At 65.7% G+C, this 14056-nt stretch carries 13 protein-coding genes; 9 read left to right on the top strand and 4 right to left on the bottom strand.

Features of this window, described 5'->3' with window-relative positions:
• Window positions 1-106: 106 nt before the first annotated feature.
• The 3 genes from PKE80_RS24840 to PKE80_RS24830 form a co-directional block, all read right to left on the bottom strand.
• Window positions 107-1999 (bottom strand): CocE/NonD family hydrolase, encoded by a 1893-nt coding sequence (locus PKE80_RS24840; protein WP_271184763.1) that lies wholly within the window; start codon window positions 1997-1999, stop codon window positions 107-109.
• Between the two features lie 272 nt (window positions 2000-2271).
• On the bottom strand, window positions 2272-3645 hold the full coding sequence (locus PKE80_RS24835; RefSeq protein ID WP_036523741.1) for a class II 3-deoxy-7-phosphoheptulonate synthase: 1374 nt from the start codon (window positions 3643-3645) through the stop codon (window positions 2272-2274).
• A gap of 283 nt (window positions 3646-3928) precedes the next feature.
• Window positions 3929-6886: a M16 family metallopeptidase gene (locus tag PKE80_RS24830; RefSeq protein WP_271184762.1), complete on the bottom strand. Its 2958-nt coding sequence runs from the start codon at window positions 6884-6886 to the stop codon at window positions 3929-3931.
• A gap of 129 nt (window positions 6887-7015) precedes the next feature.
• Here PKE80_RS24830 and PKE80_RS24825 point away from each other — a divergent pair, with 129 nt between their 5' ends.
• The 6 genes from PKE80_RS24825 (at window position 7016) to PKE80_RS24800 (ending at window position 10727) form a co-directional block, all read left to right on the top strand.
• Window positions 7016-7591: a NifU family protein gene (locus PKE80_RS24825; protein ID WP_271184761.1), complete on the top strand. Its 576-nt coding sequence runs from the start codon at window positions 7016-7018 to the stop codon at window positions 7589-7591.
• A gap of 34 nt (window positions 7592-7625) precedes the next feature.
• Window positions 7626-8255: a tRNA (adenosine(37)-N6)-threonylcarbamoyltransferase complex dimerization subunit type 1 TsaB gene (tsaB, locus tag PKE80_RS24820; RefSeq protein WP_271184760.1), complete on the top strand. Its 630-nt coding sequence runs from the start codon at window positions 7626-7628 to the stop codon at window positions 8253-8255.
• Window positions 8252-8710, top strand: coding sequence for a GNAT family N-acetyltransferase (locus tag PKE80_RS24815; RefSeq protein WP_271184759.1), 459 nt, complete (start codon window positions 8252-8254; stop codon window positions 8708-8710). The genes tsaB and PKE80_RS24815 overlap by 4 nt, the downstream gene beginning before the upstream one ends.
• A 166-nt stretch (window positions 8711-8876) precedes the next feature.
• On the top strand, window positions 8877-9323 hold the full coding sequence (locus PKE80_RS24810) for a Ros/MucR family transcriptional regulator (protein ID WP_271184758.1): 447 nt from the start codon (window positions 8877-8879) through the stop codon (window positions 9321-9323).
• Window positions 9324-9514: 191 nt separating this feature from the next.
• Complete coding sequence (locus PKE80_RS24805) at window positions 9515-9958, top strand: Fur family transcriptional regulator (protein ID WP_008830356.1); 444 nt, start codon at window positions 9515-9517, stop codon at window positions 9956-9958.
• 4 nt (window positions 9959-9962) lie between these two features.
• The gene (locus tag PKE80_RS24800) at window positions 9963-10727 is read left to right on the top strand and encodes a lysophospholipid acyltransferase family protein (RefSeq protein ID WP_271184757.1); all 765 of its coding nucleotides are present in this window, start codon (window positions 9963-9965) and stop codon (window positions 10725-10727) included.
• A gap of 130 nt (window positions 10728-10857) precedes the next feature.
• On the opposite strand, the gene PKE80_RS24795 is transcribed toward PKE80_RS24800, so the two are convergent.
• Window positions 10858-11517, bottom strand: a complete 660-nt coding sequence (locus tag PKE80_RS24795) for a hypothetical protein (RefSeq protein ID WP_008830354.1) — start codon at window positions 11515-11517, stop codon at window positions 10858-10860.
• 68 nt (window positions 11518-11585) lie between these two features.
• On the opposite strand from PKE80_RS24795, the gene ispH reads away from it, so the two are divergent.
• Genes ispH through rnhA form a run of 3 tightly spaced genes read left to right on the top strand, consistent with a single transcriptional unit; the run spans window position 11586 to window position 13981 of the window.
• On the top strand, window positions 11586-12560 hold the full coding sequence (ispH, locus tag PKE80_RS24790) for a 4-hydroxy-3-methylbut-2-enyl diphosphate reductase (RefSeq protein WP_008830353.1): 975 nt from the start codon (window positions 11586-11588) through the stop codon (window positions 12558-12560).
• Window positions 12561-12563: 3 nt separating this feature from the next.
• Window positions 12564-13550: a homoserine kinase gene (thrB, locus tag PKE80_RS24785; RefSeq protein WP_271184756.1), complete on the top strand. Its 987-nt coding sequence runs from the start codon at window positions 12564-12566 to the stop codon at window positions 13548-13550.
• On the top strand, window positions 13547-13981 hold the full coding sequence (gene rnhA / locus PKE80_RS24780; protein WP_271184755.1) for a ribonuclease HI: 435 nt from the start codon (window positions 13547-13549) through the stop codon (window positions 13979-13981). The genes thrB and rnhA overlap by 4 nt, the downstream gene beginning before the upstream one ends.
• Window positions 13982-14056: the final 75 nt, after the last annotated feature.

Raw genomic sequence — 14056 nt, 5'->3', positions numbered from 1 at the left:
GCCGGTCCGTCGTCTTCCTACCTCGTCATTCCCGCGAAGGCGGGGGTGACAACGTAATTTTGAGTTGGAGAGACACCTCCCGCTGGCAGGAGGTGTCCCTTTCAGATCAGTCCTGAGCCACCGGCAGCCACACCGCGCTGGCCTGATCGCCGCCGAAGTGCACCGTCTCGGTCGCCTTCACGTAGTCCTTGGGCTTGGCATCCATGATCGAGGGCACCCAGCTCTGCGGATTGCGATCGTAGAGCGGGAACAGGCTCGACTGCACCTGCACCATGATCTTGTGCCCCGGCAGGAACACATGATCGACGTTGGGCAGCGCCCACTTGAAGTCGTAGACCTTGCCCGGCTCCAGCGCCTGCGGCTTGTCGAAACCGCCGACGTAGCGGCCGCGGAAGATCTCGATGCCGATGCCCAGCTGGTAGCCCGCCATCTTCGGATCGGCGGTGTTCTCCTGAGGGTAGACGTCGATCAGCTTGACGACATAGTCGCTGTCCTGCCCGGACGTCGCCGCACGCAAGTCCACCTTGGGCGCGCCCTTGATGTGGACCGGCTTGTCGAGCACGCCGGTCTGGTAGCTCAGCACGTCGGTACGGCCGTCGGCGAAGCGCTGGTCCTGCACCAACCAGGTCTTCCACTCATCACCCTTCATCGAGATCGGGCGCGGCAGCATCGGCACAGGCTTGGCCGGGTCCGAGACGTAGCTGTCGGAACCCGACTCGCCTTTGGTCCACGACAGCGAGGAATTCACGCCGAGGTAGAGCGGGGTATAGGCGCCCGCCGGCCATGCCTGCGACACCTCCCACTTGTTTGCACCAGTGGCGTACGTCAGCACCGGCGGCGTATCGCAGGCAGGCGCGTTCGTCTTGAGGTGGCAGTCGAAGAACGGCTTCATGTACTGCGTGCGAAACTGCAGGCCGGTGTCACCCTCCCACTTCAGCGGGCCGAGTTCGCGAGCTTCGTAGTTCACCTGAGAATGCCGCCACGGACCGATGACGAGGCTGACGTTGTCGTTGCCGCCCGCCTTCAGCGCCTGATAGACCGCCGGAGCGCCGTAGCTGTCCTCCTGGTCCCACTGGCCGACCACCAGCATCGTCGGCACCGTCAGCTTGCGCGCGCCGAGCAGCTTGTCGACCGCCTGCCCCTGCCACCATGCATCATAGCTCGGGTGCTCCAGCACCTTGCGCACCACCGGCAGATCGAGCAGGCCATAAGCCCGGGCGTAGTCCATCGCCGAGCCACCTTCGAGGTAGGCGGTGTAATCGTCACCGCCGCCACGCGGAACATCGCCGCCACCCTTCTTCACCGTCTGGCCGAGGTCGTAATCGAAGCCGAACATGCGGAAGGCGCCGTTGTGGAACCAGTCATCGCCCATCCAGCCATCGACCATCGGGCTCTGCGGCACGGCGGCCTTGAGCGCCGGGTGCGGATCGATCAGCGCCATCAGCGAGGTGAAGCCAAGATACGACGAGCCGGTGATGCCGACCTTGCCGTTGCTCTCCTTCACGTTCTTCACCAGCCAGTCGATCGTGTCGTAGGCGTCGGTGGCGTGGTCCACCCTGGTCTTGTTGAGCGGCCCACGCAGCGGGCGGTTCATGACGTAGTCGCCCTCCGACCCGTCCAGCCCGCGCACGTCCTGATAGACGCGGATGTAGCCATCGTTGACGAACTCGGCGTCGGCGACGGGCAGGATTTCCTCGATCTTCTGGCTGCGGTTGCGGCTGCTCATCTTGTCCGCATTGTACGGCGTGCGGCTGAGCAGGATCGGGCCGCCCTGCGTGCCCTTGCGGTAGATGATGACGGTGAACAGCTTGGTCCCGTCACGCATCGGGATCATCACCGTCTTGCGCACGTAGTCCGCCTGAGGGCGAACCCAGTCGTAGGACTTCACCTGCTCGTTCATCATGGTGTCGGTGGGCGCCTGCGCGGAAAGCGACGAGGCAAGAGCGAGGGCCGCGACGGCGGCGGCAGTATAGCCGAGGGGGCGGAAATGCTTTGTCATGGTCGCATGGGTGGACCGTGCATTTCCTGGGGTCAAGACGGGAAGAGAGACGCAGGGGTTTACGTTCCGCAGGCCCCGTATATCGGCATCACCTCCCCAATCCGTCATTGCGAGCGAAGCGAAGCAACCCAGGGCAGCACTACACGGCCCTGGGTTGCTTCGCTTCGCTCGCAATGACGAAGTTTGGGCTTCGGTGTGGGCCATAACTGCGCGCACACCGAAGCCATTTCACGGGGTGCAGGGGTGGTAAACCCCTGCCTTCCCCTTCAACTTCAAGCCGCCTGCTTCTGCCCCTGAGTAGCCTCAAGGTTCAGCAGGTCCGCCATCTCGAACGCCAGTTCGATCGACTGCGCACCGTTCAAACGCGGATCGCAGTGCGTGTGGTAGCGGTCCTTCAGCGCCTCGTCGGTGATGGCGATGGCGCCGCCGGTGCATTCGGTCACGTCCTGCCCGGTCATCTCGATATGGATGCCGCCAGCGTGCGTGCCTTCCGCGCGGTGCACCGCGAAGAAGCCGCGCACTTCGGCGAGGATGCGGTCGAACGGACGGGTCTTGAAGCCGCTGTCCGACTTGATGACGTTGCCGTGCATCGGGTCGCACGACCACACCACCGGATGACCTTCGCGCTTTACGGCGCGCACCAGCTTGGGCAGGCCGGCTTCGACCTTGTCGTGGCCGTAGCGGCTGATGAGCGTCATGCGGCCCGGCTCGCGGCCCGGGTTCAGCGTGTCGAGCATCCGCAGCAGCGCGTCCGGCTCAAGCGACGGACCGCACTTCATGCCGATCGGGTTACCGACGCCGCGCAGGTATTCGACGTGGGCCGAGCCCTCGAAGCGGGTGCGGTCGCCGATCCACAGCATGTGCGCCGAGCAGTCATACCAGTCGCCGGTCAGCGAATCGCGGCGGGTCAGCGCCTGCTCGTAAGGAAGCAGCAGCGCTTCGTGGCTGGTGTAGAAGTCGGTGCCCTGCAACTGCGGAACCGAGCTGGGTTCGACACCGCAAGCCGCCATGAAGTCGAGCGCTTCACCGATGCGATCGGCCATCTGCGAGAACTTCTCGCCCCAGGGGCTGCGGCCGATGTGGTCGAGCGTCCACTGGTGGACCTGGCGCAAGTTGGCATAGCCGCCGTGCGCGAAGGCGCGCAGCAGGTTCAGCGTCGAGGACGACTGACCATAGGCGCGCAGCATGCGCTCGGGATCGTTGCGGCGCGCCTCGGCGTTGCCTTCGATGCCGTTGATGATGTCGCCGAAGTAGCTGGGCATCTCGACGCCGCCGACCATCTCGGTCGGGGCCGAGCGCGGCTTGGCGAACTGGCCGGCCATGCGGCCCAGCTTCACCACCGGCTGCTTGCTGGCGAAGGTCAGCACGACCGCCATCTGCAGCAGCACGCGGAAGCTGTCGCGGATGTTGTCGGCGCTGAATTCGGCAAAGCTCTCGGCGCAGTCACCGCCCTGGAGCAGGAAACCGCGACCGGCGGCGACTTCGGCAAGGTCGGCCTTCAGAGCACGGGCTTCACCGGCAAAGACGAGCGGCGGAAACTTCGCAAGCGTGGCCTCGACCTCGCTGAGTTTCGCCTGATCGCCATAAACCGGGAGGTGGCGCGCCTCTTGCGTCTTCCAGCTCTCCGGTGTCCAGTTGGTAGCCACTGTATCGTACTCCTCTGGCCCGTCACCTGATTGTGTGGGCTTTTCCAAGCGCTGCAGGTCCTCCCGGGCAGCGCAAGCAAGGCGCGGCCTTTAGCGCTTGTCGGCAATTTTTGCAAAGCCGGGTTTGGCGATCATGGTGATCGGTTGCGTGATGGGTATGAGAAAGGCCCACCCCGCTGCGACTAGGCGATAAATCGCCAAGTCTCGCGGCCCTCCCGCAAGCGGGAGGGCGCTACGTTCTGCTTCCCTCCCGCAAGCGGGAGGGGCTGGGGGTGGGCTCTTCCTACTTCCCCGCCACGCCGCCTTCCTTGCCCTCGGGCATCACTTCAAGCCGCCACGAATGGTCACGGCCGAGATACCGCGCCGCCAACGCCTGCATCGCCTGCGGGGTGGTGACCGTGTAGTCGCTCAGCACCGAGCGGACGGTGCCGATGCGGGTGGGATCGGTCGTCGCGCCTTCGAGCTGGCTCATGAAGAACGAGGTGCTCGACGCCGCACGGGTCACCTGCTGGCGCAGCGGCTCAGTGACGAGCGCCAGTTCGTCCGCCGTGGGAGGGTTGGCGATGAGGTCCTGCGCGATCTCGTCGGCGGTCTGGAAGAACACCGGCACGGACTTGGGATCGACCTGCGCCACCGCCGTGATCGAGCCGCCTGCGGCAAGGTCCACCGGCCACTGCGAGTAGACGTAAGGCGCGTAGGACACGCCCAGCTTCTCACGCACCGCGTTCATCAGGCGGTTGGTGAACAGCTGCGTGAGGATTTCCAGCTGGCGCGATTCGCGGATGCCCATGACGCCGCCGCCGGTCGGCCAGGAAACCACCGCCGCCGCCTGATCCGGGTCGCCGTGGTGGATCAACTCGATCGGCTTGTCCGACGGCTGCGGCACGTCGATCTTCGCCTGCACCGCGCTGACCGGCGCGGGCTGGCGCGACTTGAGCGCGCCGAAGGTCTTCTCCAGCGCGGCGATGGCGGCGGCCTTGTCGAAGTCGCCGAAGATCTGGACTTCGACGGGGCCTTCCTTGAGCGCCTTGCTCCAGACGCGCTTGAAGCCGTCCGCCGTCGTCGCCTCGATCTGGTCGGGCGTGGGGGTGGCGAAGCGCTTGTCCTGACCGCGCTGGTAGAACTGCAGGTCGCGGTTCAGCACGCCCTGCGGCGAGGTGTTGAACGTGGCGTACTGGATCGCCGCCGCGGCCTTGGCGCGGGTGAAGGGCGCGACGTCCCACTTGGGCAGGTCCAGCTTGGCCGCGAACAGGTAGAGCTGATCGGCAAGGTCGGACGGGCGCGTCTCTGCGGAGAGCTGGAACGAGGCGTCCTGCACCTCGAAGTCGAAGCCCATCTTGCGGCCGGTGGAGATGCGATCGAGATCGTCCTGCCCCAAAGTGGCAAGGCCCGAGCCGACCAGCGCATAGTTACCCAGCGTGATGTAAGCTGCGTCCTTCGGGTCGATCGAGCGGTAGCCGCCGCCAAAGCGCGCCTTGACCATGACGCGGCCCGGCTCCTCGACCACCGGCCACAGCATCGCCTTCACGCCGTTGGCAAAAGTCAGTTCCTCGATTTCGAGGAGGCCGGTCGGCACGTCGCTGACGGCCTTCTTGGCCGCACCGATCGCGGGCAGCTTTTCGAACGAGATCGGCTTGAGTGCCGCGCGCACGCTGGCGTCGGCCTTGACCGGCTCGGAGAGCGCGAGTTGCAGCGCCTTGTCGGTGGCGGCGCCGTCCTTCTGCACGGTGAACAGGGCGCGGGTGACGTTGCCGGTGAACAGCTTGCGAGTGTGCTCCAGTACTGCCTGCGGGGTGAACAACGGCTTCGACTTGCGGAAGATGTCCAGCACGTCCTGCGGCGCGGCCACCGTCTCGCGGATGTCGAGCGCGTTGACGAGGTCGTCGGCGATCTTGCTGCCGGGCAGGATGCGCTGCTGCTCGACCGGGACCTGGAAAGCGACTTCCATCTCGGCCGCCTCGCGGTCGATCTCCGCCTGCGTCGGCGCACGGGTGAGTGCATCGGCGATCACCGCGCGCACGTCGCGAAGGCTGGCCTGCCAGTCATCACCCAGCGGCGTTACCGACACGAAGGTTGCGTCCGCCGAGCGCGCGACATCGTCCTGATTGACCGAGGCCGACAGGAAGCTGCCCCCTGCCCGCGCCTTGGATTCAAGGCGGCGATTGATGATCGCCTGAGCCAGCGCATCGGTCATCAGGCCCTGGTTGTAGGGAATGTTGTCGATCACCTGCCGCCACGGGCGCAGCACCGCGTACATCAGCGAGGGCGGCAGGTCGGGTTCGACCAGCACGCGAGTCTCGCCCACCGGGTTCTTCGGATCGGCGCCCGCAGGTGCCTCGGGATCGCCGAAGCTGGGGGCCACAGCCTTGGGACCGGGCACCTTCCAGTCGGTGAACCACTTCTTGACGTAGCTTTCCAGCATCGCAGGATCGACGTCACCGGCGACGATCACCGCCACGTTGTCAGGGCGATACCAGCGCGAATAGAACGCCCGCACACTTTGCGGCGTCGCCGAAGTCAGCGATTCGAGCGTGCCGATCGGCTCCCGGTTGGCCAGCGGCTGCCCGGCATAGAGCACCTTCTGCATCGCGTCGGACACACGCTTGGAGGCACCGCCCCGCTCACGCATTTCCGACAGCACGATCGGCAGGTCCTGCTTGAGGTTCGAGGCCGAGAGCGTCGGCGCGGTGACCATGCCGCTCATCAGCTTGAACGTCTCGTCCAGCGAAGTCGGCGTGGCATTGGGCAGGTCGAGCTTGAACACGGTCTGCGTGGTGGAAGTCACCGCATTGGTATCGCTGCCGAAAGTCGCCCCGAGGCGCTGGAACGCCGCGATCGCAGTGCCCTCGGGGATGTACTTGGACTGGCGGAACAGCATGTGTTCGAGCAAATGCGCATAACCGCGCTCGCCATCGGTCTCGTAGAGCGAACCGGCATCGACGCGGATGCGGATCGAGACCTGGCCCGGCGGCACCCCGTTCTTGCGCACCGCATACTTGATGCCATTGGGCAGTTCGCCGAAGTGCCATTCCGGATCATGCGGAATGTCGCTGCCGCGATAGAGCCACGGATCGGCCTGGCCGACCGAGGGGGCCACGATCGGCGCAGTATCGGGCACCGACTGAGGCTGCGCGGTTTGCGCCTGCGCCTCCGCCTCCGGCACCAGCAGGAGCGGAATCGGAGCCTGGGCAAGGAGAAGCAGGCAGGCGAGCGAGCGAGCGGCGCGCGGGGAGGTCGTCATTACGCAAGGTATAGGGAGGCCTCTCCTTAAGGGCCAGTGAATAGCGCCGTCATTTCGGCGCTCGTTTCGCCGCTTTCATGGCCCTTGTACCCTTGACCCTCCCGACACTTCACCTAAATCGCAATCACCATGTTCATAGAAACCGAAACAACGCCCAATCCCTCGACGCTCAAGTTCCTGCCCGGCCGGCAGGTCATGACTTCGGGCACGCGCGAATTCCTTTCGCCCGAGGATGCGGAAACCTCGCCGCTGGCACAGGCGCTGTTCGACCTCGGTGACGTGGTCAGCGTGTTCTTCGGCGGCAGCTTCATCGCGGTTACGGCGGCGCCCGGCGTCGAGTGGCCCTCGCTGCGCCCGCAGGTGGTCGCGATTCTGCTCGACCATTTCGTTTCGGAAGCCCCTCTGTTCACCGGCGGCGACGCCAGCGGTTTCTCGGTGCCGGCCGAGGACGAGGATTATGGCGACGACCCGGCCGACGCCGACATCGTCGCCCAGATCAAGGACCTGATCGAAAGCCGCGTGCGCCCGGCCGTCGCCAACGATGGCGGCGACATCATTTACCGCGGTTTCCGCGAAGGCATCGTCTACCTCTCGATGCAGGGCGCCTGCTCGGGCTGTCCGTCCTCATCGGCGACGCTCAAGCATGGCATCGAAAGTCTGCTCAAGCATTACGTCCCCGAAGTCAGCGAAGTCCGCGCGGCCTGAACGGCGCGATGACAACGCGGCGCGGGATATTCGCGTGACGGCCGCCTCCACCCTAGTGATCGACAGCGCGACCGACGCCTGTTCGGTCGCGCTCTTCTCGGGCGATACCCTCGTCGCGGGTGAGTATCGCCTGCTCGGGCGCGGCCATGCCGAAGCGTTGGTACCGATGATCGCTGCCTTGCCCGGCAAGGGCCGCGCGAACCGCATCGCCGTCGCGCTAGGCCCCGGCAGCTTCACCGGCGTACGCGTCGGCCTCGCCGCCGCTCGCGCACTGGCGTTGGCATGGGGAGCGCACACGGTCGGCTATCCCACACTGGCCCTCATCGCAGCCATGGCCCGCGGCAGCGAAGGGAACCGGCCGCTCGCCGTCGCCACCTCGGGCGGGCACGGCGAATGGTTCGTCGAGAGCTTCGCCGCCGACGGCACCGGCATACACGCCCTCGCCTCGCTGCGCCCCGATGCCGCCGCCGCTTCGGTGACCGAAGAACTCGTCGTCGGCAGCCAGGCGCAGGCACTGATCGCGGCGCGAGGCTCCGGGCGGGCATTGCCCCTACTTCCCGACGCGCGCGCTTTTCTGCTCCTGCCCGAGACGGCGCTGCTGACGGAGACTCATCCGCTCTACGGACGCGGGCCCGATGCCAAGTTGCCTGCGGGGGCGGCATGATCGACGATATCGACCGGATCATGGCGGTCATGACCGCATCGTTCGACCCGGTCTACGGCGAAGCGTGGAATCGCCGCCAAGTCGAGGACGCGCTGAAGTTCGGGAACTGCCATTACGAAGTCTTGTGTGCGCAAGGTCACACACCGGACGAAAGCGAATCGGCTGCGGGTTTTTTCTTGTCGCGCACCGGATTTGAAGAAGAAGAACTTCTGCTCCTTGCCGTTACCCCCGAAAGTCGTGGGCAAGGACTTGGGCGTGCACTTCTCCAAAACCTTCGCATCGGTGCTATCAGTCGCGGCGCGCATCGGCTGCTTCTGGAAATGAGAAGAGGTAATCCCGCCGAAACACTTTACAGAAATTTCGGCTTTTACCCAATTGGCGAAAGACGCGAATACTATCGCACCCCAAGCGGTCAGCGGCTCGACGCTGTTACATTTGCCTGCGACATCGGTTGAAATAGGGCCGAAGCGACCCTTTTCATTCAGAAATCGATTAATGCAAGTCACGTGCAACTTTGAATCGAACTTGCACTCGTCGTGAAAATCGTTCATTGCGTCGCACAGGAGACCTGCAAAGGTTTGCCGTATGAATAACTTGGTCGCACCAAAGGACGTAGAAGAAATGGAAACCATCCAGACCGACCTGAACGAGACGCTGATCACGCTCGCGTCGGACATCGTCGCCGCGCACGTCAGCAACAACAGCGTCTCGGTCGAAGATCTTCCCACTCTTATCACCAACGTCTACGGTGCCCTCGCCGGCCTCGGCGGCGCCCCGGTGGTCGAGGAAGAGAAGCCCGAGCCCGCCGTTTCGATCCGCGCCTCGGTCAAGCCCGACTATATTGTGTGCCTTGAAGACGGCAAGAAGCTCAAGATGCTCAAGCGCCACCTCATGACGCACTACAACATGACCCCGGAAGACTACCGCGCGCGCTGGAACCTGCCCGCCGATTATCCGATGGTCGCCCCCAACTACGCCGAAAAGCGCCGCGAACTGGCGAAGAAGATCGGCCTGGGCCGCAAGTCGAACGTGCGTCGCGGCCGCAAGCCCAAGACCGCCGCAGCCTGACGTTTTCCAGGCGGTCACCCGAGGCCTGACCTCCGACGCACCCGCACTCGCGTTACGGAAATTCGATTTTCCGGGGACAAAGGGTGCGATCGATTGCCAGGGCCCGGTAACCGACCGTCCAACTCGGTTGTGATTGCAGGCGCATCGCCTTATCTAGGCGGTGCGCCTTCTTCTTTACTTACAGGTCCACCGTGAACCAACCCATCGACATCGAAGCCCTCTGCGCCGAGCGTGGCCTGCGCATCACCGAACAGCGTCGCGTGATCGCCAAGGTCCTTTCGGAAAGCACCGACCACCCCGACGTCGAAAAGCTGCACGAACGTGCGACCGCGATCGACCCCGGCATCTCGATCGCCACGGTCTACCGCACCGTGCGCCTGTTCGAAGAGGCAGGCATCCTCGATCGCCACGACTTCGGCGACGGCCGCGCCCGCTATGAAGCCGCGCCCGAGGCCCACCACGATCACATGATCGACGTCGAGAGCGGCCAGGTCATCGAATTCGTCGATCCCGAGTTGGAAGCCCTGCAGCGCCAGATCGCCGAGCGCCTGGGCTACCGCCTCGTCGACCATCGCATGGAACTCTACGGCGTCCGCCTCGACCGCGAGGATGGCGAGACCACTCCGCGCCGCTGATCCCATGACTACCGCCATGCCCCTCGCCGACCGCCGTATCGCGGCCTGGGGCTGGCCGCTGATCGCGCTGCGCCTCGCCGCCATGCTGGCATTGCTGGTGGCGAGCGTGGCGCTTTACTATGCCTTCGCGCCGTTCACTGCGCGCAACCCTGTCCCGCGCCAGTTCCTTCGCGGGGTGGGCGCCATCGCCGGCCTGCGCGTGCAGGTTCGCGGCGCCCGGCCGGCCCGGCGCACCTTCTTCCTCGCCAATCACGTCAGCTGGCTGGACATCCTCGCCATCGCCGGGCGCACCGGCAGCGCCTTCGTCGCCCATGACGGCCTCGCGCAGATCGGCCCGCTGCGCTGGCTGTGCGAAATGAACGACACCGTCTTCGTCGCCCGACACGAACGCCGCAGTGTCTCCGCTCAAATCGAGCAGGTTCGCGCCGCGCTGAGCGATACCGGCGCACTGACGATCTTCCCCGAAGGCACGACTTCGGACGGAACCGGCACGCTGGCATTCAAGTCCTCGCTGCTGTCCGCGATCGAGGGCGATTCGGATATTCCCGTCCAGCCGGTGTGGCTCGACTACGGCGTGGAAACCCGCGCGGTGGCCTGGGTGGGCGAAGAGCCGGGGCTCGATAATGCTCTCGCCATTCTGGCGCGCTGGCGGCCGGTGGACCTGACGCTTCACTTCCTGCCACCGCTCTCATCCGAGGATCGCACCGACCGCAAGCGCATGGCTGCGGCCGCACGGACAGCGATAGAAACGGCGCGGTCGGGGTCGTAAACGATCCATCGCCATAAGTGCATCATTTGCGAGCGAAGCGAAGCAACCCAGGACGGCGTGGCGCTGCCCTGGGTTGCTTCGCTTCGCTCGCAATGACGAAACAGGCGGGGCACACGCCCCAGCCACACCCTCAACGCGTGGCGTTGTAAGCCAGCTGGCCTTCGTCGAGTTGGAAGCCGACCAGCACCTCGAACGAAGCGCGGGCGACCGCAGCCTTGACCTCGGGCTCGGACAGCGGATCGACGGCAGCGTCGGTGTCGCCGGCCTTGCGCTTGCGGGTGATGCGGTCGCGAATCTCGTCGGGCAGCGTCGCGGCGGCGCGATCGATGAAGGCGTTGGTACTCACGTTCGCCTGCGCACGGGCCTGCCCGTCCGCGAAGCTGAGCGTCACGTTGCCCACGCGCTTGGAGATCACGGAAGTGCCGCCCTGCAGCACGCTCACGAAGAACGGCAGCGTCACCTGACGCGCCCCGGCCGTGTCGCTGCGGCGGCCGAGCACCTGGAACGTCACCGTCGAAGTCACCTTCTCGCCCACGGCTTCGTCGCACTGCGCACGCACCTGGGTCATCGAGGCAGTGACGTCGATCGCGTCGGCAGTCTTTGCCGGTCCACGGAAGGTGGTGATGTCGCCGGTGTAGTCGGGAATGCCGACCGCCGGGCACTTCGAGCGCACGGCGGTGATGCCGACGCCCTGATCGACCACGATCTCGCCCTTGGTCTTGCACCCGCTCAGCGCGGTCATCGCGGCGGCGGAGCACAGGACAGTAGCGGTCAGGCGGCGTGCATTCATCGTGAACTTCCTCGAATGGCGTGCGCTTGCCCTAGCGAGGCGCGCGGCAAAGCGCTAGGGGGACGAACATGAACGCGCCCTTTCAGTCCACGACGGCGAGTGCCGCCGATAGCCCGATCCGCCTCCTGATCGCCGCCCCGCGCGGCTTCTGCGCCGGGGTGGACCGCGCCATCGAGATCGTAGAACGTGCGATCGAGCTTTACGGCGCGCCCGTCTACGTGCGCCACGAGATCGTCCATAACAAGTTCGTGGTCGACAGCCTGAAGGCCAAGGGCGCCGTTTTCGTCGAGGAACTGGACGAAGTCCCGGACGGCGTGCCGGTGATCTTCAGCGCTCACGGCGTGCCCAAGTCGGTCCCGGCAGCCGCCAGTGCGCGCGGGCTGGAATGGCTCGACGCCACCTGCCCGCTGGTCAGCAAGGTCCACCGCCAGGCCGAGCGCCAGATCGAGGCCGGGCGCCACATCCTGTTCATCGGCCACGCCGGGCACCCTGAGGTCATCGGCACCTTCGGCCAAGTCCCCGAAGGCAACATGACGCTGGTGGAGACTGTCGAGGACGTCGCCGCGCTGGAATTCGCGCCCGGCACCGAGCTTTCCTACCTCTCGCAGACGACGCTGTCGGTGGATGACACCCACGCCATCATCAAGGCGATCGAGGCCCGCTTCCCGCAGGTCGTCGCGCCCAAGGCCGAGGACATCTGCTACGCCACCTCCAACCGGCAGGCGGCGGTCAAGCAGATCGCGCCGCAGTGCGAACTGGTGATCGTGATCGGCTCGCCCAAGAGCAGCAACTCGCTGCGCCTCGTCGAAGTCGCCGAGCGTTGCGGCACGCCTGCGCACATGATCCAGCGCGCGACCGAGATCGATCCGGCATGGCTGGAAGGCATCGCCACCGTCGGCCTCACCGCCGGCGCCTCCGCGCCCGAGGAACTGGTCAACGAAGTGATCGCCCGCATCAAGGAGCTGCGCACCGTAGCGGCCGAGGAAATCGTGACCGAACGCGAGCACATGACCTTCAAGCTTCCCCGCCAGCTGGCTCGCTGATCCATGGCAGTCTACACAAGGCTCGGCGCCGAAGAGATGGCCGGGATCATCGCGGCATTCGAAGTTGGCACGCTGACGTCCGCCAAGGGCATCGCTGAGGGCGTCTCCAACAGCAACTGGCTGATCGAGACCGAGCAGGCCGGAACCGCGCGCCGCTTCATCCTGACGATGTTCGAGAGCCGCACCGAGATCGCGGACCTGCCGTTCTTCCTCGATCTGCTCGATCACCTCGCCGCGCACGGCGCGCCCGTCGCCCGCACCATGCACGACTGCGAGGGCGCCAGCCACCGCCTGCACCGCACGCCCGAGGGCGACAAGGCGCTCGCGCTGATCGAGTTCCTGCCCGGCGTCCCAGTCTCCGAGCCAACGCCCGAGCAAGCCCGTGCGGTCGGCGGAGCGCTCGCGCAGATCCATCTGGCGGCGGCTGACTTCCCCGCATCGCGCGAGAACTCGCTGGCGCTCCCGGCCTGGCAGCAACTGCTCAAGGATTGCGGGCGCGAGGCGCTCGAATCGATCCACCCTGAACTTGGCCGAATCGTCGAGCGCGAACTGGCGCTGCTGGCCGCCGAATGGCCCGCCGATCTGCCGCGTGGCGTGATCCATGCCGACCTGTTTCCCGACAACGTCCTGATGCTCGGCGACAAGGTTACAGGACTCATCGACTTCTACTTCGCCTGCACCGATTTGTTCGCTTACGACGTTGCCGTGACACACGCGGCATGGTGCTTCAGTTCCGACGGCGCCCGGTTCGACCCGGCGCTCTCCGGCGCTCTCCTCGAGGGCTATGCCGCGGTGCGCCCGCTCAGCGAGGCCGAGTGCGCGGCGCTGCCCTTGCTCGCGCGCGGCGCGGCGATGCGTTTCCTGGCGACGCGAGCCTACGACTGGCTCAATACGCCTGCCGATGCGCTCGTGACGCCCAAGGACCCGATGGCCTTCGCCCGGCGTCTGGATTTCTACGCGAACCCGGAAAATGCGGGAGTATTCGCATGAAGCAGGTCGAGATCTTCACCGACGGCGCCTGCAAGGGCAATCCCGGCCCCGGCGGCTGGGGCGTGCTGCTGCGCATGGGTCCGCACGAGAAGGAGATGTCGGGCGGCGAGCCGGACACCACCAACAACCGCATGGAGATGACGGCCGCGATCAAGGGCTTGAGCGCCCTGATCGAGCCTTGCGACGTCACCCTCTTCACCGACAGCAAGTACGTCATCGACGGAATTACCAAGTGGGTCCACGGCTGGAAGAAGAAGGGCTGGGTCAACGCCAGCAAGCAGCCGGTCCGCAATGCCGACTTGTGGCACGATCTGATCGAGGCCGCCGGTCGCCACAAGGTCGACTGGCAATGGGTGCGCGGCCACAGCGGCCATGCCGAGAACGAGCGCGTGGACAAGCTGGCGAGCGACGCGGCGAAGGCGGCGGCTTAACGCAAAGCGAAGGCCCATCCCCGGCCCCTCCCGCTTGCGGGAGGGGAGACATGAACTTGCCCTCCCGCTTGCGGG

This window comes from Novosphingobium resinovorum (assembly GCF_027922145.1).
GTDB lineage: Bacteria > Pseudomonadota > Alphaproteobacteria > Sphingomonadales > Sphingomonadaceae > Novosphingobium > Novosphingobium resinovorum.
This window is presented reverse-complemented; position numbering and strand designations above follow the sequence as displayed.

Bases quoted from the DNA above. Each gene is read 5' to 3' on its own strand.
- PKE80_RS24840 (WP_271184763.1), bottom strand. From the start codon at position 1,999: ATGACAAAGCATTTCCGCCCCCTCGGCTATACTGCCGCCGCCGTCGCG.
- PKE80_RS24830 (WP_271184762.1), bottom strand. From the start codon at position 6,886: ATGACGACCTCCCCGCGCGCCGCTCGCTCGCTCGCCTGCCTGCTTCTC.
- PKE80_RS24825 (WP_271184761.1), top strand. From the start codon at position 7,016: ATGTTCATAGAAACCGAAACAACGCCCAATCCCTCGACGCTCAAGTTC.
- PKE80_RS24815 (WP_271184759.1), top strand. From the start codon at position 8,252: ATGATCGACGATATCGACCGGATCATGGCGGTCATGACCGCATCGTTC.
- PKE80_RS24810 (WP_271184758.1), top strand. From the start codon at position 8,877: ATGGAAACCATCCAGACCGACCTGAACGAGACGCTGATCACGCTCGCG.
- PKE80_RS24800 (WP_271184757.1), top strand. From the start codon at position 9,963: ATGACTACCGCCATGCCCCTCGCCGACCGCCGTATCGCGGCCTGGGGC.
- PKE80_RS24795 (WP_008830354.1), bottom strand. From the start codon at position 11,517: ATGAATGCACGCCGCCTGACCGCTACTGTCCTGTGCTCCGCCGCCGCG.
- ispH (WP_008830353.1), top strand. From the start codon at position 11,586: ATGAACGCGCCCTTTCAGTCCACGACGGCGAGTGCCGCCGATAGCCCG.
- thrB (WP_271184756.1), top strand. From the start codon at position 12,564: ATGGCAGTCTACACAAGGCTCGGCGCCGAAGAGATGGCCGGGATCATC.
- rnhA (WP_271184755.1), top strand. From the start codon at position 13,547: ATGAAGCAGGTCGAGATCTTCACCGACGGCGCCTGCAAGGGCAATCCC.